19 protein-coding genes are annotated in these 18,628 nt (G+C 71.3%); 9 read left to right on the top strand and 10 right to left on the bottom strand.

Features of this window, described 5'->3' with window-relative positions; translation table 11 throughout:
* Window positions 1–47: 47 nt before the first annotated feature.
* Both AB0G63_RS07020 and AB0G63_RS07015 read right to left on the bottom strand, forming a co-directional pair.
* Window positions 48–815, bottom strand: a complete 768-nt coding sequence (locus AB0G63_RS07020; protein WP_360745476.1) for a Pr6Pr family membrane protein — start codon at window positions 813–815, stop codon at window positions 48–50.
* Between the two features lie 111 nt (window positions 816–926).
* Window positions 927–1,853 (bottom strand): metallophosphoesterase, encoded by a 927-nt coding sequence (locus AB0G63_RS07015; RefSeq protein WP_360745473.1) that lies wholly within the window; start codon window positions 1,851–1,853, stop codon window positions 927–929.
* A 92-nt stretch (window positions 1,854–1,945) separates the two neighbouring features.
* Between AB0G63_RS07015 and AB0G63_RS07010 the strand changes: the two genes are divergently transcribed.
* Window positions 1,946–2,413 (top strand): GatB/YqeY domain-containing protein, encoded by a 468-nt coding sequence (locus AB0G63_RS07010; protein WP_360745470.1) that lies wholly within the window; start codon window positions 1,946–1,948, stop codon window positions 2,411–2,413.
* 153 nt (window positions 2,414–2,566) lie between these two features.
* Here the strand turns inward: AB0G63_RS07010 and AB0G63_RS07005 are convergent, their stop codons facing one another.
* Window positions 2,567–4,861, bottom strand: coding sequence for a transglycosylase domain-containing protein (locus AB0G63_RS07005; protein ID WP_360745467.1), 2,295 nt, complete (start codon window positions 4,859–4,861; stop codon window positions 2,567–2,569).
* Window positions 4,862–5,385: 524 nt separating this feature from the next.
* On the opposite strand from AB0G63_RS07005, the gene wblA reads away from it, so the two are divergent.
* Window positions 5,386–5,724: a transcriptional regulator WblA gene (wblA, locus tag AB0G63_RS07000; protein WP_324787120.1), complete on the top strand. Its 339-nt coding sequence runs from the start codon at window positions 5,386–5,388 to the stop codon at window positions 5,722–5,724.
* 121 nt (window positions 5,725–5,845) lie between these two features.
* On the opposite strand, the gene AB0G63_RS06995 is transcribed toward wblA, so the two are convergent.
* Together AB0G63_RS06995 and AB0G63_RS06990 are read right to left on the bottom strand one after the other, a co-directional pair.
* Window positions 5,846–7,264 (bottom strand): ArsA family ATPase, encoded by a 1,419-nt coding sequence (locus AB0G63_RS06995; protein WP_360745464.1) that lies wholly within the window; start codon window positions 7,262–7,264, stop codon window positions 5,846–5,848.
* Window positions 7,261–8,238, bottom strand: a complete 978-nt coding sequence (locus tag AB0G63_RS06990; RefSeq protein WP_360745461.1) for an ArsA-related P-loop ATPase — start codon at window positions 8,236–8,238, stop codon at window positions 7,261–7,263. The genes AB0G63_RS06995 and AB0G63_RS06990 overlap by 4 nt, the downstream gene beginning before the upstream one ends.
* Window positions 8,239–8,344: 106 nt before the next feature.
* Between AB0G63_RS06990 and AB0G63_RS06985 the strand changes: the two genes are divergently transcribed.
* From AB0G63_RS06985 to AB0G63_RS06970, 4 genes are all read left to right on the top strand, one after another.
* A complete protein-coding gene (locus AB0G63_RS06985) occupies window positions 8,345–8,503 on the top strand; it encodes a DUF4177 domain-containing protein (RefSeq protein WP_003991873.1) in 159 nt (52 codons plus the stop codon).
* The gene (locus AB0G63_RS06980) at window positions 8,503–8,967 is read left to right on the top strand and encodes a RidA family protein (protein WP_360745458.1); all 465 of its coding nucleotides are present in this window, start codon (window positions 8,503–8,505) and stop codon (window positions 8,965–8,967) included. The genes AB0G63_RS06985 and AB0G63_RS06980 overlap by 1 nt, the downstream gene beginning before the upstream one ends.
* 250 nt (window positions 8,968–9,217) lie before the next feature.
* Window positions 9,218–10,111 (top strand): NUDIX hydrolase, encoded by an 894-nt coding sequence (locus tag AB0G63_RS06975; protein ID WP_360745456.1) that lies wholly within the window; start codon window positions 9,218–9,220, stop codon window positions 10,109–10,111.
* Window positions 10,108–10,947, top strand: coding sequence for an MBL fold metallo-hydrolase (locus AB0G63_RS06970; RefSeq protein WP_360745453.1), 840 nt, complete (start codon window positions 10,108–10,110; stop codon window positions 10,945–10,947). The genes AB0G63_RS06975 and AB0G63_RS06970 overlap by 4 nt, the downstream gene beginning before the upstream one ends.
* Before the next feature lie 115 nt (window positions 10,948–11,062).
* On the opposite strand, the gene AB0G63_RS06965 is transcribed toward AB0G63_RS06970, so the two are convergent.
* Window positions 11,063–11,737 (bottom strand): Crp/Fnr family transcriptional regulator, encoded by a 675-nt coding sequence (locus tag AB0G63_RS06965; protein WP_029382547.1) that lies wholly within the window; start codon window positions 11,735–11,737, stop codon window positions 11,063–11,065.
* A 335-nt stretch (window positions 11,738–12,072) separates the two neighbouring features.
* Here AB0G63_RS06965 and nth point away from each other — a divergent pair, with 335 nt between their 5' ends.
* From nth to AB0G63_RS06950, 3 genes are all read left to right on the top strand, one after another.
* On the top strand, window positions 12,073–13,080 hold the full coding sequence (gene nth, locus AB0G63_RS06960) for an endonuclease III (RefSeq protein WP_360745449.1): 1,008 nt from the start codon (window positions 12,073–12,075) through the stop codon (window positions 13,078–13,080).
* A 70-nt stretch (window positions 13,081–13,150) separates the two neighbouring features.
* Window positions 13,151–13,846, top strand: coding sequence for a CoA pyrophosphatase (locus AB0G63_RS06955; RefSeq protein ID WP_360745446.1), 696 nt, complete (start codon window positions 13,151–13,153; stop codon window positions 13,844–13,846).
* A 13-nt stretch (window positions 13,847–13,859) separates the two neighbouring features.
* Window positions 13,860–15,059 carry a MarP family serine protease gene (locus tag AB0G63_RS06950; protein WP_360745443.1) on the top strand — a complete coding sequence of 400 codons (1,200 nt, stop codon included), beginning with the start codon at window positions 13,860–13,862 and terminating at the stop codon, window positions 15,057–15,059.
* A gap of 131 nt (window positions 15,060–15,190) precedes the next feature.
* Here the strand turns inward: AB0G63_RS06950 and AB0G63_RS06945 are convergent, their stop codons facing one another.
* The 4 genes from AB0G63_RS06945 to nhaA all read right to left on the bottom strand — a co-directional run bounded on the left by AB0G63_RS06945 (window position 15,191) and on the right by nhaA (window position 18,491).
* Window positions 15,191–15,373, bottom strand: coding sequence for a hypothetical protein (locus tag AB0G63_RS06945; RefSeq protein ID WP_360745440.1), 183 nt, complete (start codon window positions 15,371–15,373; stop codon window positions 15,191–15,193).
* Between the two features lie 127 nt (window positions 15,374–15,500).
* Entirely contained in the window at window positions 15,501–16,454 is a 954-nt protein-coding gene (locus AB0G63_RS06940; protein WP_360745437.1) for an alpha/beta hydrolase, read from the bottom strand.
* The gene (locus AB0G63_RS06935) at window positions 16,451–16,945 is read right to left on the bottom strand and encodes a phage holin family protein (protein ID WP_324787097.1); all 495 of its coding nucleotides are present in this window, start codon (window positions 16,943–16,945) and stop codon (window positions 16,451–16,453) included. The genes AB0G63_RS06940 and AB0G63_RS06935 overlap by 4 nt, the downstream gene beginning before the upstream one ends.
* Before the next feature lie 109 nt (window positions 16,946–17,054).
* Entirely contained in the window at window positions 17,055–18,491 is a 1,437-nt protein-coding gene (nhaA, locus tag AB0G63_RS06930) for a Na+/H+ antiporter NhaA (RefSeq protein WP_360745432.1), read from the bottom strand.
* Window positions 18,492–18,628: the final 137 nt, after the last annotated feature.

Genomic DNA, 18,628 nt, shown 5'->3' with positions numbered 1-18,628 from the left:
CAGTCCTGCTCGTCGCGGCGACGTCGTTAACTTTAGCCCACCGGTGGCTATAGACGAAATCCGGTTTTGCCGCGGTGGCGGATCAGGTCCGGGCGGGTGTGGTCGACGGCCACGAGGAGGGCGGCGAGGGTGCAGAAGGCGAGGCCGAACAGGAGGGCGTCGGCGAGGACGCTGCGGTAGCCGTGGGCGTCGACGTCGAGGAAGGGGTAGAGGTAGCGGGCCGGCGTGCCGGCCGGGAGCAGTTCGCCGCGGGCGAGGGAGAAGGCCAGGTAGGTCAGGGGGTAGAGCATCCACGTGGCGGTCTGGCGCAGGTGCAGGCGGCCGGGGGGTGTGAGGAGCAGCCAGTCCAGCAGTACCGCGGCGGGGATCGCCGTGTGCAGGATCTGGTTCGCGGTCCACTGCCAGCCGGTCAGCGGGGTCGTGCCCGTCATCGAGAACGGGCTCGCCGCGTCCGTCAGCAGCAGGTGGTACACCGAGCCCGCGATCGTGACGTAGAGCAGCGTCGCGCCCGTCCAGGACGACGGGAGCGGGTGGCGGGCCGTCCACGCTCGGCGGGCCTGGAGCGTGAAGACGACGGCCAGCAGGATCTCGCTCTGGATCGTGAAGTGGCTCAGGAGCCGTGCCGGGCTGCCGAACCACAGGTCCACCGTGACCGCCGCTGCCGCCGCCAGGGCGATCAGCAGGCGGTACGCGGCGACCAGGGGGCGGCGTACGGGGGTCACCACCGCTGTCGCGGGGACGAGGGAGGACTGCGGCACGGGCATGCCGGGGATCGCGGGCAGGTCCGGTATGTCCTTGGGGATCGGGGCGGTCATGCCCTCAAGTTAGGCAATGGTGGGGTGTGGGGCTATTTGGGCGGGGTGTCCGGGTTACAGTCGCAACATCCACTCCGTGCCGTCGTGCCGCCGTGTCGTCGGCGGAACGGGCTACTCGCGTCCCACCAGCGTCAGCAGCGTCGCCTCCGGGGGGCAGGCGAAGCGGACCGGGGTGTAGCGGTTGGTGCCGCAGCCCGCCGAGACGTGGAGGTAGGAACGGCGGCCCTCCGCGGTGTGCGTGGAGAGGCCCTTCACGCGGTCGGTGTCCAGGTCGCAGTTGGTGACGAGGGCGCCGTAGAAGGGGATGCAGAGCTGGCCGCCGTGCGTGTGGCCGGCCAGGATCAGGGGGTAGGCGTCCGCCGTGAACGCGTCCAGCACCCGCAGGTACGGCGCGTGCACCACGCCCATCGAGAAGTCTGCCCCGCCCGACGGGCCGCCGGCCACCTGCGCGTAGCGGTCGCGCTTGATGTGCGGGTCGTCCAGACCCGTCAGCTCGACCGACATGCCCTCGATCTTGAGCTGCCCGCGCGTGTTGGTCAGGTTCAGCCAGCCCGCCGCGTCGAAGGCGTCCCGCAGGTCCTCCCACGGGTTGTGGACCACGCCCACGACGGGCGGGTTGCCGTTCAGGCCGTGCCGGCCGCGGACCTTCTCGACGAGGTAGCGGGCGGGGTTGCGGAACATGGGGCCGTAGTAGTCGTTGGAGCCGAAGACGTACGCGCCCGGGAACTCCATCAGCGGGCCGAGGGCGTCCAGGACCTCCGGGACGCCTTCCGTGTCGGACAGGTTGTCGCCGGTGTTGATCACGAAGTCGGGGCGCAGGCCGGCCAGCGAGCGCAGCCAGCGCTGCTTCTTGCGCTGGCCGCCGACCATGTGGATGTCGGAGACCTGGAGCACGCGCAGCGGGCGCATCCCGGACGGCAGGACGGGGATCGTCACCCGTCGCAGGCGGAAGGAGCGGGCCTCAAAACCCGCTGCGTACACCAGACCGGCGGCGCCAGCCGCCGCGATGGACAGAGGTACTCCGTATCGCGCGCGCATGCGTCCATCGTGTCAGATCCGGGGCACCCGTCAGGCCCACCGCCCCTGAAATCAGCGGGCGTCGGGCCGTACGCACCTGCGACAATCGCGTCATGACCACCACGCTCAAGTCGAAGCTGCACGAAGACCTCAACGCCGCGATCAAGGAGCGCGACGAGCTCCGCTCCTCGACGCTCCGGCTGACGCTCGCCGCGATCACCAAGGAGGAGGTCGCGGGCAAGGAGAAGCGCGAGCTCTCCGACGACGAGGTGCTCAAGGTGATCACCAAGGAGGCGAAGAAGCGCCGCGAGGCCGCCGAGGCCTTCGCACAGGGTGGTCGCGCCGAGTCGGCCGAGCGGGAGAAGGCGGAGGGCGAGGTGCTCGCCGCGTACCTGCCCAAGCCGCTCAGCGACGAGGAGCTGGACGCGATCGTCGCCCAGGCCGTCGCGGAGGCGAAGGCGGCCGGTGCCGAGGGGCCGCGGGCCATGGGCGCCGTCATGAAGATCGTGAACCCCAAGGTCGCCGGGCAGGCCGAGGGCGGCCGCGTCGCCGCCGCGGTGAAGAAGCTGCTGGCCGGCTGAGCACGCGGGGCGACGACGACCGCCCCGCGGAACGGGGCACATACGACACACTTCCGTGTCGCGTGACAGCCGACGGCCCCCTCTTCCCGTACGACCGGTGGACGGTCGTGTGCGGGAGGAGGGGGCCGTCGGCCGTTCCGGAGGAGGGCCGCGTCAGCCGCGTCCGCCCCCGTTGCCGTTTCCGTTCGTCTGGCCCTGGAAGAAGGTGCCCGGCAGGGTGATCGTGGGCGTGGGGAAGTCGGTGCCGCCGTTCGTGCCGCCGTTGGTCGTCAGGCCGCCGAGGAAGCCGTCGTTACCGCCGTCGTTGTTCCCCTGGTCGCCGTTGTTCCCGTCGTTGCCGCCGTTGTCGTTGCCGTGGCCGCCCTTGTCGCCCCTGTCGGGGTCCGGTATGTCGACGAGGTTGAAGGACGGGGCCTCCTTGCCCGACAGGGCGCCGGTCATCGCGTCGCGCCAGATGGGGCCAGGGACCGAGCCGCCGTAGACCTTGTCGTGGTAGACGCCGCCGATGTTGATGTTCACCATCTTGACCTGCTGGCTGGCGCTGCCGACCCAGACCGCGCCCGACAGGTTCGGCGTGTAGCCGACGAACCAGGCGTTCTTGCGCTCGTCCGTGGTACCGGTCTTACCGGCGTTGGCGCGGTCGGTGAGGCCCGCCTGCTGGCCCGTACCGGAGTCGATCACGCCCTGCAGCAGGGTGTTGACCGTGTCCGCGGTCTTCTCGCTCATCGCCCGCGAGCACGTCGACTTCGGCACGTCCAGCGACTTCTGCCGGTCGCCGATCTTCTGGGTGATCGACTCGATGGCGACGGGCGTGCAGTACATGCCCCGGGAGGCGAAGGCGGCGTACGCGCTCGCCATCGTCAGCGGGGCGATGCCCTTGGAGCCCAGGGCGATCGCGGGCACCTCCGGGAGCTTGTCGCCGCTGCCCTGCACGACGTGCAGGCCCTCGGTCATCTTCATCACCGGGCACAGGCCGATGTCGGCGACCATCTGCACGAAGTAGGTGTTGACCGACTTGGCCATCGCCTCCTTCAGCCGGTACGGGCCGACCTCCGACCTGCTCTCGTTGGGGACGGTCTCACCGCCCTGGTTCATCCAGGGCTTGCCGCTGCACGTCTGCACGGGCTCCGGGTACGGCATCTCGTACGGCGACGAGTACTCCTGGGTGGCCGGCCGCCCCTGCTCGAGCGCGGCCGCCGCGACGAAGGGCTTGAACGTCGAACCGGTCGGGAAGCCGTAGTTGGAGCCGCCCATGCCGTGGCCCACCGAGTAGTTGATCTCGGTCTCGTTCTTGCTGTAGCCGTACGGCTTGGACTGGCCCATGGCCAGGACCTTGCCGGTGCCGGGCTCGACGATGGTGGCGGCGGCGGCCACCGCGTCGCTCTTGTTGACGTGGTTCTTGAGCGAGGCCTGCACCGACTCCTGGGACTGCGGGTCGAGCGTCGTGCGGATCGTCAGCCCGCCCTGGTTCCAGACCTTCGCCCGGGCCTGCCGGCTCTTGCCGAAGACCGGGTCGTTGAGGAACACCTCGCGCACGTAGTCGCAGAAGAAGCCGGCGCCCTTGACCGCGGTGATGCAGCCGTTCTTCGGCTGGCTGGGGTTCAGGCCCAGCGGCGACTTCTGCGCCTTGGCCGCCTGGGCCGGGGAGATGTCGCCGAGTTCGGCCATGCGCTGCAGCACGGTGTTGCGGCGCTTGGTGGCCTCCGCCTCGTCGTTGACGGGGTCGTAGCGGCTCGGGGACTGGACGATGCCCGCGAGCAGCGCCGCCTCCTGCAGCTTCAGGTCCTTGGCGTGCTTGGAGAAGTAACGCTGGGAGGCGGCCTCGACGCCGTAGGCCTGCTCGCCGAAGAACGTGATGTTCAGGTAGTTCTCGAGGATCTTCTTCTTGCCGAGCTCCTCCTCGACCTGGATCGCGTACTTCAGTTCCTTGATCTTGCGGCCGAGGGTCTGCTGGGTGGCCTGCGCGACCTTCGTCGGGTCGTCGCCTGCCTCCTCCACGAAGACGTTCTTCACGTACTGCTGGGTGAGCGTCGAGGCGCCTTCGGAGACGCCGCCGCTCTGCGCGTTCTTGTTGACGGCGCGCAGGATGCCCTTCAGGTCGACCGCGCCGTGCTGGTAGTAGCGCGAGTCCTCGATCGCGACTATCGCCTTCTGCATGTACGGCGAGATGTCCTTGAGGCTCACCACCGTGCGGTCGCGCGAGTAGACGGTGGCGATCTGGCCGCCGTCGGCGTCGAGGATGGTGGTGCGCTGGCTCAGCGGCGGCGTCTTCAGGTTGGCCGGGAGCTCGTCGAAGCTCTCCACGGATCCCTTGGCCGCCAGTCCCAGCGTGCCGACGGCGGGCAGCGCGATGCCGGCCAGCACCGCTCCCGAGAGGACACTGACACCGAGGAACTTGGCGGCCTGCTGCGTTGCCGACAGGCCACCGCCCGAGCGCTTGTTTGGCATGGGGGCAGCCTAATCCGTAGTTCTGGGCCTTCCGACGGAGCGGGCGCCCGCGGGACGTGTGCGCGCCGGATCGCGACATCCCGGCAGTCGTGCGACCGGCGCGTGACGGCAGCGCGAAGCAGGGCGCTACCTTCCCATTCGCCGGACACGCGGACAGGCGTTGGCCTAAGCTGCTCTCAACTGTCACAGCAGTAGGGCCACGTATCAATACGTCCGGCGACCCCGAATCGTTCCGGAAGTTCCCCGGCTTTCTGGTGGGGGCGTGTCCGAATCCGCCTTGTGTGTCACTCGGCGTCCGTTGTGACTCGACAGAACTGTCCTGCTTTGCCGGGATGATCACGCATATCACCAGGTCACTCCCCCGGGTGATCTGCCGCTTGCGCATAGTCCGTTCGGGCCATTCAAGATTGGGCCCGAAGGGGGTGTTGCGCTGTGCCCACCTTCCGTAACGTCCTCAACTGGCGGCGGTGAATATGCCGCTGCCGCCGTGGGGGAGCCTCGATTCGGGAGAGGACGGCGCCGGTATGGGCTGGGTAACCGACTGGAGTGCGCAGGCTGCCTGCCGCACTACCGATCCGGATGAACTGTTCGTTCAGGGAGCAGCGCAGAACAGGGCCAAGGCGGTGTGCACCGGATGCCCGGTACGCACCGAATGTCTGGCCGACGCGCTCGACAACCGCGTCGAGTTCGGTGTGTGGGGAGGCATGACCGAGCGCGAGCGCCGCGCCCTGCTGCGCAGGCGGCCGACCGTCACATCGTGGCGCCGGCTGCTGGAGACGGCTCGTAGCGAGTACGAGCGCGGTGCGGGCATCGTCCCGCTCGACGACGACCAGGTGTACGAGAACTACGCGGCGGTGGGCTGAGGGTTCCTCGGCCCGCCCGACCGACTGAGGCGACGGACGCCGGAGGGGCGGACGCTGAAGGGGCGGACGCTGCAACGCTGAGGGGACGGACTCCTCGGCGCGGTCGGCTGAGGGCCCCGGATCAGTCGTCGGCGGGCTCGGGCGGCTCCGGCCGGTCGGCCGCGAGCCGGTCACCGATGTCCCGCAGCCCCGCCAGGTCGTGCACGTCACCGGGGAGCGCGGCCACTTCGGCCACCGCCACCTCGGGGTGGAGCGCGGTGAACCGGTCACGCGTGCGCTGCTCGCGGGCGATCAGCTGCATGCGTTCGGCATGCAGCCTGAGCAGGCCCGCGGTGAGCCGGTCGACGCCCTGCCCCTCGCCCTGCTCCGTGGGGGATGCGGAGGCGTCGGGCGCGTCAGGCGCGTCGGGTGCCGTAGCGGGAGATTCTGAACTGCCGTACGTGTCGGGAGAGTTACGAAGTACTGCTTTCCCGCCGTCCTGATCCACAATGCGGGACTCCACAAGATTTTCCGCGGCGGCGAGCGCCCGCTCGGCCGAAAGCCGTTCGGCGCCGCTGCCGTGGACCCGGTTGAGTACCAGGCCCGCGAGCGGCATCCGCTCGGCCGCGAGCCGTTCCACGAAGTACGCGGCCTCCCGCAGGGCGTCCCGCTCGGGGGCCGCGACCACCAGGAACGCCGTGCCGGGCGCCTGCAGCAACTGGTAGGTGGCGTCCGCGCGCTTGCGGAAACCGCCGAACATGGAGTCCATCGCCGCCACGAACGTCTGCACGTCCTTGAGCAGCTGGCCGCCCAGCAGCTTGCCCAGCACGCCGGTCATCATCGACATCCCGACGTTCAGGAACTTCATGCCCGCGCGGCCGCCGGCCCGGGCGGGCGCGAGCAGGACCCGGATCAGCTTGCCGTCCAGGAACGAGCCCAGCCGCTTGGGCGCGTCCAGGAAGTCGAGCGCCGAGCGGGACGGCGGCGTGTCGACGACGATCAGGTCCCACTCGTCCAACGCGCGGAGCTGGCCCAGTTTCTCCATCGCCATGTACTCCTGCGTGCCCGCGAAGCCCGCCGAGAGCGACTGGTAGAAGGGGTTCGACAGGATCGCGGCGGCCCGCTCGGGGTCCGTGTGCGCCTCGACGATCTCGTCGAACGTGCGCTTCATGTCGAGCATCATGGCGTGCAGCTCGCCGTCACCGTCGACGCCCTTCACGCGGCGCGGGGTGTTGTCGAGGGAGTCGATGCCCATGGACTGGGCGAGCCGGCGGGCCGGGTCGATGGTCAGGACGACCACCTTGCGGCCGCGCTCGGCGGCCCTGAGACCCAGCGCCGCGGCGGTGGTGGTCTTGCCGACGCCGCCCGAGCCGCAGCACACCACGATGCGCGTCTGCGGGTCGTCGAGCAGCGGGTCGAGGTCGAGCACGCGGGCGGGGGCGAGGTGGTGGCGCGCGCCCTCGGCAGCGCGGGAGCCGTCGGGGTCGGGCGTGCCCTCAGGATCGGGCGCGCGCTCGGGGTCGGGCGTGCCCTTCGGGGTGTGGGCCGGGTCCGGACTCATGCGATCCCCTGATTCCGCAGTTCGGTTGCCAGTTCGTACAGACCCGCCAGGTCCATGCCCTCGGCGAGCAGCGGCAGTTCGTGCAGCGGCAGGCCCAGTTCACCAAGTGCGGCCCGCTGTTCGTGCTCCAGCGCATACCGCTCGGCGTACTCCCCGGCCAGTTGCAGCAGCGGGTCCACCAGCTTCTCCGCGTTCCCGCCGCGGCGCGCCCCGCCCAGCCCGGCGGCGGACAGCGACCGCGCGACGGAGGAGCGCGGCACACCCCGTACGAGTTCCAGATCGGCCGCGTCCAACACCTCCGGCCGCACCATGTTCACCATGATCCGGCCCACCGGCAGCCGCGCCGAACGCAGTTCGGAGATGCCGTCGGCGGTCTCCTGGACCGGCATCTCCTCCAGCAGCGTCACCAGGTGCACGGCCGTCTCCGCCGACTTCAGCACCCGCATCACCGCCTGCGCCTGATTGTGTATCGGGCCGATCTTCGCCAGGCCCGCCACCTCGTCGTTGACGTTCAGGAAGCGGGTGATGCGTCCGGTGGGCGGCGCGTCCATGACGATGTAGTCGTAGACGAACCGGCCGCGCTTGTCGCGGCGGCGCACCGCCTCGCACGCCTTGCCGGTCAGCAGCACGTCTCGCACACCCGGCGCGATGGTGGTGGCGAAGTCGATCGCGCCGAGCTTCTTCAGGGCCCGCCCGGCGCTCCCCAGCTTGTAGAACATCTGGAGATAGTCCAGGAGGGCCTGTTCGGGATCTATGGCGAGGGCGTACACCTCCCCGCCCCCGGGAGCGACGGCGATCTTCCGCTCCTCATAAGGCAGCGCTTCCGTCTCGAAGAGCTGCGCGATGCCCTGCCGGCCCTCGACCTCGACGAGAAGCGTCCGCTTCCCCTCGGTCGCGAGGGCCAGCGCGAGGGCGGCGGCGACCGTCGTCTTTCCGGTCCCGCCCTTACCGCTGACGACCTGGAGCCTGCTCACGTATTCGAGCGTAACCATTCTGTGCGCGGACTACGCGGCGGCCTGTGGACAACGCGGCCGTGGCCGGGCGTCTGCCCCCCGCCCGGGTACGGCTAGAGTCGCCCACATGACCAAGTGGGAATACGCAACGGTGCCACTGCTCGTCCACGCCACGAAGCAGATCCTGGACACCTGGGGCGAGGACGGCTGGGAACTCGTCCAGGTCGTGCCCGGGCCGAACAACCCCGAGCAGCTCGTGGCCTACCTGAAGCGGGAGAAGCAGTAGTGGGCGCCGTCGAGGCGAGGCTGGCCGAGCTCGGCCTGACCCTGCCGGAGGTCGTCCCGCCGCTCGCCGCCTACCAGCCGGCCGTCCAGTCCGGCGGGTACGTCTACACGTCCGGCCAGCTGCCGATGGTGGAGGGCAAGCTGCCCGTCACCGGCAAGGTCGGCGCCGAGGTCACCCCGGAGGAGGCCAAGGGCCTGGCCCGCACCTGCGCGCTGAACGCCCTGGCCGCCGTGAAGTCCGTCACCGGTGACCTGGACCGCATCGCGCGCGTGGTGAAGGTCGTCGGCTTCGTCGCCTCGGCCGCCGACTTCACCGGCCAGCCCGGCGTGATCAACGGTGCGAGCGAGCTGCTCGGCGAGGTCCTCGGCGACAAGGGCGTGCACGCGCGCAGCGCGGTGGGCGTGGCGGTGCTGCCGCTGGACGCCCCGGTGGAGGTCGAGATCCTGGTCGAGCTGGAGCCGTAGCCGGCGGAGCCGGTGCGGTGGCCCGCGGGGCCGGTGCGGACGTGGGCGGAGGTGCCGTGGTCGGCGGGGCCGGTGCGGACGCAGGCGGAGGTGCGTGGTCGGCGTCGCCGGTGCGCGGTGGACGCGGAGCCGGTGCGTGGTCGGCGGGTGCGGTGCCGTAGCCGGTGGTCCCGCGCGGGCACAGCGTCGGCCGGTGCTCTGACCTCGGGGACCTCTCGAACAATCGCGCGTCACGGGATAGCCTCCGGCCATGGCGAATGGGCAGTGGTTTCCGCAGGACTGGCCGGAACGCATCCGCGCGCTCGCGGAGGGCACCCTCACGCCCGCCGCCCCCAAGCGGGCGGCCACCGTCATGCTCCTGAAGGACACCGGCGCCGGTCCCGCCGTCCACATGCTGCGCAGACGCGCCTCCATGGCCTTCGCCGGGGGCGCGTACGCGTATCCGGGCGGCGGCGTCGACCCGCGCGACGACGAGCGGCACGTCCGCTGGGCGGGCCCCACGCGCGCGTGGTGGGCCGACCGGCTCGGGGTGGACGATACCGCGGCGCAGGCGATCGTCTGCGCGGCCGTGCGGGAGACGTACGAGGAGGCCGGCGTCCTGCTCGCCGGTGAGACCGCCGACTCGGTGGCCGGCGACACCACCGGCCCCGACTGGGAGGCCGACCGTGCCGCGCTGGTCGCCCGTGAGCTGTCCTTCGCGGAGTTCCTGGACCGCCGCGGCCTGGTGCTGCGCTCGGACCTGCTCGGGGCCTGGACCCGCTGGATCACCCCCGAGTTCGAGCCCCGCCGCTACGACACCTTCTTCTTCGTCGCCGCCCTGCCGCACGGTCAGCGCACCCGCAACGCCTCCACGGAGGCCGACCGCACGGTGTGGATCCGGCCCGAGGAGGCCGCTTCCTCCTACGACCGGGGCGAGCTGCTGATGATGCCGCCCACCATCGCGACCCTGCGCCAGCTGGCGCCGTACGCCACGGCCGCCGAGGCGCTCGCCGCCGCACCCGGCCGGGACCTGACGCCCGTGCTGGCGCGGGCCCGGCTGCTGGACGGCCGGATCGAGCTGTCCTGGCCGGGCCACGACGAGTTCACCAAGCACATCCCGAGCGGCCTTCCGGCCGACCACACGACCGGTGGAGCCTCCGCATGACGGACGCAAGCGCCCTTCCCGGCCAGCCGCGGGGCGGGGTCCTCACGGGCCCCGCCACTGCCCGGGCCGTCAACGTCCTGGCGCCCAACGCCTCGGCGATGACCCTCGACGGCACGAACACCTGGATCCTCGCCGAGCCGGACTCCGACCTCGCGGTGGTCATCGACCCGGGCCCGCTGGACGACGGCCACCTGCGCAACGTCGTCGAGACCGCCGAGCGGGCCGGCCGGCGTGTCGCGCTCACCCTGCTGACCCACGGCCACCCGGACCACGCCGAGGGCGCCGCGCGCTTCGCCGAGCTGACCGGCACCAAGGTGCGGGCCCTCGACCCGGCGCTGCGGCTGGGCGAGGAGGGGCTGGCGGCCGGGCAGGTGGTCGTCGTCGGCGGCCTGGAACTGCGGGTCGTCCCCACGCCCGGGCACACCTCCGACTCCCTGTGCTTCCACCTCCCGGCGGACCGGGCGGTGCTGACCGGTGACACGGTCCTGGGCCGCGGCACGACGGTCGTGGCGCACCCCGACGGCCGTCTGGGCGACTACCTGGACTCCCTGCGCCGCCTGCGGTCGCTCACGGTCGACGACGGCGTGCACACGGTCCTGCCGGGCCACGGCCCGGTCCTGGAGGACGCCCAGGGCGCGGTGGAGTACTACCTCGCGCACCGCGCCCACCGCCTGGCCCAGATCGAGACGGCCGTGGAGAACGGCCACCGCGCCCCCGCCGAGGTGGTCGCCCACGTGTACGCCGACGTGGACCGCTCGCTGTGGCCGGCGGCGGAGCTGTCGGTCCGGGCGCAGCTGGAGTACCTGGAGGAGCACGGGCTGATCCAGCCCGCCTGATCCGGTCAGTCCTGAGCCGGACAGCAGGGTGCACGCGGAAGGGCCCGTCTCAGGAGAGACGGGCCCTTCCGCACCGTACGGTCGGGAGCCGACAGCCGACAGCCGACAGCTGGCGTCAGCGGGAGCGCTTGGCCAGCCGCTCGACGTCCAGCAGGATCACGGCCCGCGCCTCCAGGCGGAGCCATCCGCGCTGTGCGAAGTCGGCCAGTGCCTTGTTGACCGTCTCGCGCGAGGCGCCGACCAGCTGCGCCAGCTCCTCCTGCGTCAGGTCGTGCACGACGTGGATGCCCTCCTCCGACTGCACGCCGAAGCGGCGGGAGAGGTCGAGCAGGGCGCGCGCGACACGGCCCGGAACGTCCGAGAACACCAGGTCGGACATGGCGTCGTTGGTCTTGCGCAGGCGCCGGGCGACGGCGCGCAGCAGCGCGGCGGCCACCTCGGGGCGGGCGTTCAGCCACGGCTGGAGGTCCCCGTGGCCGAGGCCGAGCAGCTTGACCTCGGTCAGCGCCGTCGCCGTGGCCGTACGGGGGCCCGGGTCGAACAGGGACAGCTCGCCGATCAGTTCGCCGGGGCCGACCACCGCGAGCATGTTCTCTCGGCCGTCGGGGGAGGTGCGGTGCAGCTTGACCTTGCCCTCGGTGACCACGTAGAGCCGGTCACCGGGGTCGCCCTCGTGGAAGAGTGAGTCACCCCGCGCCAGGGTCACCTCACTCATGGAGGCGCGGAGCTCCGCGGCCTGCTCGTCGTCGAGCGCCGCGAAGAGCGGGTTCCGCCGCAGAACGTCGTCCACGAGTTCTCTCCTTGTCGACCTGCTCAGGGGATCTTGTTCCCCCTTGGTACCAGGGGACCGTGGTGCCCATTTTGCCGGACGGTCCAAACAGTGTGATCTGTCACAAGGATGCCGCACGCAGGTCCCGGGGTGGGCGGCAGGGGTCCGATTGGGGGCTGATCTTCTGGGTCCGGGGCGGATGCCGGTGCCGGGCTCTAGGCTGACCGGGTGTCCAAATCGCCGGTAGAGCACAGGCCAAGGGGGCTGGGCGGATGGTCGTATCTCGTGATTCCGCTGTGGGCGAACAGGACCCCGGCAATGCGAAGAAAGCGACAAAGGTGACGAAAAGGGCGCCGATGGAAAAGCCCACCGAGAAGGCCACTGGGAAGGCCGCCGGGAAGGCCAGTGGGAAGGCTCCCGAGAAGGCCACTGGGAAGGCCACCGGAAAGGCCAGTGGGAAGGCCGCCGGGAAAGCCGCGGTGAAGGTCGGCAGGAAACCCGCGCGGAAAGCGGTCGCCGCGCCGAAGAAGGCCACGGCCGCGGTCGAAGGCGTCCCGCCCGCCAAGACCGTCGCCGGGAAGGCCCCGAAGGGCGAGTCGCGCACCGCCCTGGTCCGCCGCGCCCGCCGCATCAACCGCGAGCTGGCCGAGGTGTACCCGTACGCCCACCCCGAGCTGGACTTCGACAACCCCTTCCAGCTCCTGGTCGCCACGGTCCTGTCCGCCCAGACCACCGACCTGCGGGTCAACCAGACGACGCCGGCCCTCTTCGCGGCGTACCCCACCCCCGAGGACCTGGCCGCCGCCGATCCGGAGCGGGTCGAGGAGATCCTGCGCCCGTGCGGCTTCTTCCGGGCCAAGACCAAGTCCGTCATAGGGCTGTCCAAGGCGCTGGCGGAGCAGTTCGGCGGCGAGGTCCCGGGCAGGCTGGAGGACCTCGTCAAGCTGCCCGGCGTGGGCCGCAAGACCGCCTTCGTGGTGCTCGGCAACGCCTTCGGGCGGCCCGGCATCACCGTCGACACGCACTTCCAGCGGCTGGTGCGGCGCTGGAAGTGGACCGAGGAGACGGACCCGGACAAGATCGAGGCCGCGGTCGCCGCGCTGTTCCCCAAGAGCGACTGGACGGACCTCTCGCACCACGTGATCTGGCACGGCCGCCGCATCTGCCACGCCCGCAAGCCCGCCTGCGGCGCCTGCCCCGTCGCCCCGCTCTGCCCGGCGTACGGCGAGGGCGAGACCGACCCGGAGAAGGCGAAGAAGCTGCTGAAGTACGAGAAGGGCGGATTCCCGGGCCAGCGCCTGAAGCCGCCGCAGGCGTACCTGGACGCGGGTGGCAGGCCGGCGCCGCCGCTGGGGGCCGGATGACGGCCCGTTCGCCGCAGGAACGATCAACGGGCGGTCGGGCGTTGGATCCGGCAGGACGACGGGGGTGGCGATGACGCGAGCGAGCGAGACGCGGGGCGGTCCGGTGACGCTGAGCAAGGAGGGCCTGCCGGCCTGGCTGGACCCGGTGGTGCGGGCCATGGAGACGGTCGAGCCGCTGCAGCTGAGCCGCTTCCTGCCCCCGGAGGACGGCCGGGGACGCCAGTCCGCGGTGCTCGTCCTGTTCGGCGAGGGCGAGCGCGGCCCCGAGCTGCTGCTGATGGAGCGGGCCAGCTCGCTCAGGTCCCATGCCGGGCAGCCGTCCTTCCCCGGCGGCGCCCTCGACCCCGAGGACGGCGACCCCGCGGCCGACGGGCCGCTGCGGGCCGCGCTGCGCGAGGCCGAGGAGGAGACCGGCCTGGACCCGTCCGGGGTCCAGCTGTTCGGCGCCCTGCCCAAGCTGTACATCCCCGTCAGCGGCTTCGTCGTGACGCCCGTGCTGGGCTGGTGGCGGGAGCCGAGCCCGGTCGGCGTGGTCGACCCGAACGAGACGGCGCGGGTCTTCAAGGTCCCCGTGGCGGATCTCACGGACCCGGCGAACCGGGCCACGGTGGTCCACCCCAGCGGCTTCCGAGGTCCGGCATTCCTGGTCGAATCCGCCCTGGTCTGGGGTTTCACCGCCGGGATCATCGACCGGCTGTTCCACTTCGCGGGGTGGGAGCGCCCCTGGGACCGGGAGAAGCAGGTCCCGCTCGACTGGCGGTCATGACAGGGTGATCTCCGTGAATGTGCTGGACATCCTGTTGCTGGTCGCGGCCGTGTGGTTCGCGGTCGTGGGCTACCGCCAGGGCTTCGTCGTCGGCATCCTGTCGGTGACCGGCTTCCTGGGCGGCGGTCTCGTGGCCGTCTACACCCTGCCCGTCGTCTGGGACGCGCTGACCGACAACGCGGAGGTCAGCACGACCGCCGCCGTCGTCGCGGTCGTCATCGTCATCGTCTTCGCCTCCGTCGGCCAGGCGCTCACCACCCACCTCGGCAACAAGCTGCGCCGGTACATCACCTGGTCCCCGGCCCGCGCTCTGGACGCCACCGGCGGCGCCCTCGTCAACGTGGTCGCGATGCTGCTGGTGGCGTGGCTGATCGGCTCGGCCCTCGCGGGCACGACGCTGCCCACGCTCGGCAGGGAGGTCCGCAACTCCAAGGTGCTGCTCGGCGTGTCACGGGCGCTGCCCGACGCGGCCGACACCTGGTTCGCGGACTTCTCCTCCGTCCTCGCGCAGAACGGCTTCCCGCAGGTCTTCAGCCCGTTCTCCAACGAGCCGATCACCGACGTCCAGCCGCCCGACCCGGCCCTCGCGAACAGCGCCGTCGCCACCAGCGCCAAGCGGTCCGTCGTCAAGGTGATGGGCACCGCGCAGAGTTGCGGCAAGGTGCTGGAGGGCAGCGGCTTCGTCTTCGGCCACCGCCGCGTCATGACCAACGCGCACGTCGTCGGCGGCGTCGACGAGCCCACCGTCCAAATAGGCGGCGAGGGCAGGAAGTACGACGCGACGGTCGTCCTGTACGACTGGCGGCGCGACATCGCCGTGCTCGACGTGCCCCATCTGAAGGCGCCCGCCCTGAAGTTCGCCACCGCGGACGCGGCGAGCGGCGACAGCGCCATCATCGCGGGCTACCCGGAGAACGGCGCGTACGACGTGCGCGCCGCGCGCGTGCGGGGCCGCATCCCGGCCAACGGCCCGGACATCTACCACCGCGGGACCGTCCGCCGCGACGTGTACTCGCTGTACGCGACCGTCCGTCAGGGCAACTCCGGCGGCCCGCTGCTCACGCCGCAGGGCGAGGTCTACGGCGTGGTGTTCGCGAAGTCGCTCGACGACGCCGACACCGGGTACGCGCTCACCGCGGACGAGATCCAGGAGGACATCTCGAAGGGGCGGAGCGCGAACCAGCAGGTGGACAGCGACAGCTGCGCGCTGTAGGCGTCCGGCGCCCTGGGGCCGTCAGCCCCCGGGGCCGCTCGGGCGGCGCCCCTTGGGCTGCCAAGGGGCGCCTGGGGGCACGTCAGCACGGGGCGGCCGCCTGGGCCCGTCAGCGCGGGGCCGCGGGGCCGTCAACCCCTCGGGTGACGCAGGCGCATCGATACCCAGCGGGCCCGGCGGCGCAGGATGCGCGGAATGCCCACCCGGGGGTCCGCGCCCGGCATCTGCGGGGAGCCGCCTCGCTGGTGGGAGCTCAGACCGCCGGCCGAGCGGCGGTTGCGTGCTACGTCACTGTAGTCGTGCGTCCAGCCCATACCGGGACGTCTGCCCCTGCCCCATGGTCGATAACCGCCCCACGCGCCCCCAATTGGCCTATGCGCGAGGCAATTGGCCTTTCGGGGAACAGGCGTTCAGGTTCGGACACCGGGCGCGCAGGGACGGTCACCGATCGGGTTCGGGATCCTTCAGCCAGTTGATCAGTTCCGTGGAGAAGGCGGCCGGGTCCTCCTCGTGCGGGAAGTGCCCGAGACCGTCGAACAGCCGCCAGCGGTAAGGCGCTTCGACGTACTCCCCGGAACCGGCCGCGCTGCGGATGCGCATCACGGGGTCGAGCGAGCCGTGCAGATGCAGCGTCGGCACGCGCAGCGGGCGCTTCATGCGGCGGTTGAACTGGAGGCCGTCCGGACGGGCCATCGACCGCACCATCCACCGGTACGGCTCGATCGAGCAGTGCGCCGTCGACGGGATGCACATCGCGTTGCGGTACGTCCGCAGGACCTTGTCGTCCGGCGGGTTCGGCCCGGACCACTCGCGGATCAGCTCGGCGACGAGCGCGCCGTCGTCGGCGGTCAGCTGCCGTTCCGGGATCCAGGGGCGCTGGAACCCCCAGATGTAGGAGCCCGCGCGCGTCTGCCGCACGTCGGTGAGCATCGCCGAGCGCCAGCGCCGCGGGTGCGGCATCGACGTGACCGCGAGCCGCCGGACGAGCTTGGGGCGCATCACGGCCGCCGTCCACGCCAGGTAGCCGCCCAGGTCGTGGCCCACCAGCGCGGCGTCCGGTTCGCCGAGGGAGCGGATGACGCCGGTGATGTCGAGGGCGAGGTTCGCGGGGTCGTAGCCACGGGGGGTGCGGTCGCTGCCGCCGACGCCGCGCAGGTCCATGGCGACGGCCCGGAACCCGGCGTCGGCGAGCGCGGTCAACTGGTGCCGCCACGTCCACCAGAACTGGGGAAAACCGTGCAGCAGCAGCACCAGCGGCCCGTCGCCCACCTCGGCGATGTGGAAGCGCGCGCCGTTGGCGGCGACCTCCCGGTGCGTCCAGGGGCCGTCCGGTCGTACGACCGATGCGGGTTGCGCCGAGTGTGATTGCCCCGCAGGGGTCGAGGAGCCCGTCATGAGGATGAGCGTGCCACAGCCTCGATGGCCTTCGCCGACCGGTCCTCGAGAGCGGGTGCCTCGGGACGCGGGTGCGGCTTGGCCTTCTGCAGGACGCCCGCCGTCTCCTTCACGGAGGCGGCCACCTTCTGCGGGCCCTTGCCCTTCTGGGCCTTCTTCGCGAAGGACACGCCGACCAGCGCCAGGACGCCGGCGATCAGGACGTTCGCCGCGAAGGACAGCAGGAAGCAGACCGCGAGGTTCCAGCCGCTCCAGGTACGGATGCCGTAGGCCAGGGCGAAGTTCAGCATCGGCAGGGAGAACAGCAGCACCGCGCCGGCCACCGAGAAGGCGCCCCCGCTCACCGCGCCGCGCTTGACGTCCTGCCTGAGCTGCGCCTTGGCCAGCGCGATCTCGTCGTGCACCAGCGCCGACATCTCGGCCGTCGCCGAGGCGAACAGCTCACCGATGCTGCGTTCGGCGCCGACCGGGCTGCCGTCGGGTGCGCTCATCGCGGTCTCCCTCATCTGCCTGACTCGTCTGCCTGACTCGTCTGACGTGTCTTGCTTGCCTGACTTGCCTGACTGTTTTCCCACGGTCTTTTTGTACCGTCCCGTCAGATCATGCCGGACGGTCGCCGTCCTCGCCTGCCCCGCCCGGTACTTCGGCAGGCGCGCGTCGCTCGGCGGCCTTCAGTTCGGCGAGGCGGCGGTGCTCGGTGGCCTTGCGCTCGTATATCTCGGCCATCCGCAGGTGGTACTCCGGCTCGTCCTCCTCGTAGACGTCCGGGATGCCGTCGCGGTCCTCGTCGCGCTCCTCCGCCTCGCACAGCCTGCGGTACTTGGCGTTGCGTATCTTCAGCAGCACCGTCGCCAGCGCGGCCGCGACCAGTGAGCCCGTCAGGACGGCGGCCTTGACCTCGTCCGTCATGGTGGCGTCGCCCTCGAAGGCGAGCTCGCCGATGAGCAGCGACACGGTGAAGCCGATCCCGGCCAGGGTCGCCACCGCGAACACGTCCGCCCAGGCCAGGTCCTCGCTGAGCGAGGCCCTGGTGAACCGGGCTGTAAACCATGTGCCGCCGAAGATGCCGAGCGTCTTGCCGACGACCAGGCCGAGCACGACGCCCAGCGTCTCCGGCCGGGTGAACACGTCACCGAGCGCCTGGTGGGAGATGGTGACGCCGGCGCTGAACAGCGCGAACAGCGGCACGGCCAGGCCCGCCGACAGGGGCCGTACGAGGTGCTCGATGCGCTCGCCGGGGGCGTGCTGCTCACCCTCGCGGCGGTGACAGCGCAGCATCAGGCCCATCGCGACGCCGGCGATGGTGGCGTGGACGCCGCTGTTGTACATCAGTGCCCAGATGACGACCGCGAGCGGCACGTACACGTACCAGCCGCGCACACCCTTGCGCAGCAGCAGCCAGAACACGGCGAGACCGGCGGCCGCCCCGCCCAGCGCGGCGAAGTCGATGCTGTCGGTGAAGAAGACCGCGATGATCAGGATGGCGAAGAGGTCGTCGACGACGGCGAGCGTGAGCAGGAAGGCGCGCAGCGCGCTCGGCAGCGAGGTGCCGATGACGGCGAGCACCGCCAGCGCGAAGGCGATGTCGGTGGCCGTGGGCACCGCCCAGCCCGAGAGCGAGCCGCCGCCGGTGAGGCTGGTGAGCGTGTAGACGAGCGCGGGTGCGGCCATGCCGCACAGGGCCGCCACGACGGGCAGCGCGGCGGCCTTGGGGTCCCGCAGGTCGCCCGCGACGAGTTCGCGCTTGAGTTCGATGCCGGCGACGAAGAAGAAGATCGCCAGGAGTCCGTCGGCCGCCCAGTGCTGGACCGACAGATTCAGGCCGAGGGATCCGGGGCCGAGGTGGAAGTGGCCGACGCTCTGGTAGCTGTCGTGCAGTGCGGGGATGTTCGCCCAGAGCAGGGCCGCGATCGCGGCGAGGAGCAGCAGTACGCCGCCGACCGTCTCGGTGCGCAGGGCTTCCGCGACGAAGTTCCGCTCGGGCAGGGACAGACGTCCGAAGGCCTTGCGGGTACGAGAGGTACGGGGCGGGGTCAAGGGGGAACCTCCGGGGCGGTGGGCAGGACGGACCGCTTGCCGACCAGACTTCCCGGCGCACCTGAGGGATCACGCGTGTTTTGCTTAGTTTACCTAATCTGCCGGAGGAGGCCCGGCTCATCCCACGGTAGGCGCGA

Origin of the sequence: Streptomyces sp. NPDC020996, assembly GCF_040641355.1 — a bacterium.
Classification (GTDB): Bacteria; Actinomycetota; Actinomycetes; order Streptomycetales; family Streptomycetaceae; genus Streptomyces.
Note: the sequence above shows the minus strand (reverse complement) of the source record. Positions and strands in the feature narration are given on the sequence as shown.

Bases quoted from the DNA above. Each gene is read 5' to 3' on its own strand.
- AB0G63_RS06995 (WP_360745464.1), bottom strand. From the start codon at position 7,264: ATGAGTCCGGACCCGGCCCACACCCCGAAGGGCACGCCCGACCCCGAG.
- AB0G63_RS06985 (WP_003991873.1), top strand. From the start codon at position 8,345: ATGACCAAGTGGGAATACGCAACGGTGCCACTGCTCGTCCACGCCACG.
- AB0G63_RS07005 (WP_360745467.1), bottom strand. From the start codon at position 4,861: ATGCCAAACAAGCGCTCGGGCGGTGGCCTGTCGGCAACGCAGCAGGCC.
- AB0G63_RS06970 (WP_360745453.1), top strand. From the start codon at position 10,108: ATGACGGACGCAAGCGCCCTTCCCGGCCAGCCGCGGGGCGGGGTCCTC.
- AB0G63_RS06940 (WP_360745437.1), bottom strand. From the start codon at position 16,454: ATGACGGGCTCCTCGACCCCTGCGGGGCAATCACACTCGGCGCAACCC.
- AB0G63_RS07020 (WP_360745476.1), bottom strand. From the start codon at position 815: ATGACCGCCCCGATCCCCAAGGACATACCGGACCTGCCCGCGATCCCC.
- wblA (WP_324787120.1), top strand. From the start codon at position 5,386: ATGGGCTGGGTAACCGACTGGAGTGCGCAGGCTGCCTGCCGCACTACC.
- AB0G63_RS06945 (WP_360745440.1), bottom strand. From the start codon at position 15,373: ATGGGCTGGACGCACGACTACAGTGACGTAGCACGCAACCGCCGCTCG.
- AB0G63_RS07010 (WP_360745470.1), top strand. From the start codon at position 1,946: ATGACCACCACGCTCAAGTCGAAGCTGCACGAAGACCTCAACGCCGCG.
- AB0G63_RS06935 (WP_324787097.1), bottom strand. From the start codon at position 16,945: ATGAGCGCACCCGACGGCAGCCCGGTCGGCGCCGAACGCAGCATCGGT.
- AB0G63_RS06955 (WP_360745446.1), top strand. From the start codon at position 13,151: ATGACGCGAGCGAGCGAGACGCGGGGCGGTCCGGTGACGCTGAGCAAG.
- AB0G63_RS07015 (WP_360745473.1), bottom strand. From the start codon at position 1,853: ATGCGCGCGCGATACGGAGTACCTCTGTCCATCGCGGCGGCTGGCGCC.
- AB0G63_RS06975 (WP_360745456.1), top strand. From the start codon at position 9,218: ATGGCGAATGGGCAGTGGTTTCCGCAGGACTGGCCGGAACGCATCCGC.
- nth (WP_360745449.1), top strand. From the start codon at position 12,073: ATGGAAAAGCCCACCGAGAAGGCCACTGGGAAGGCCGCCGGGAAGGCC.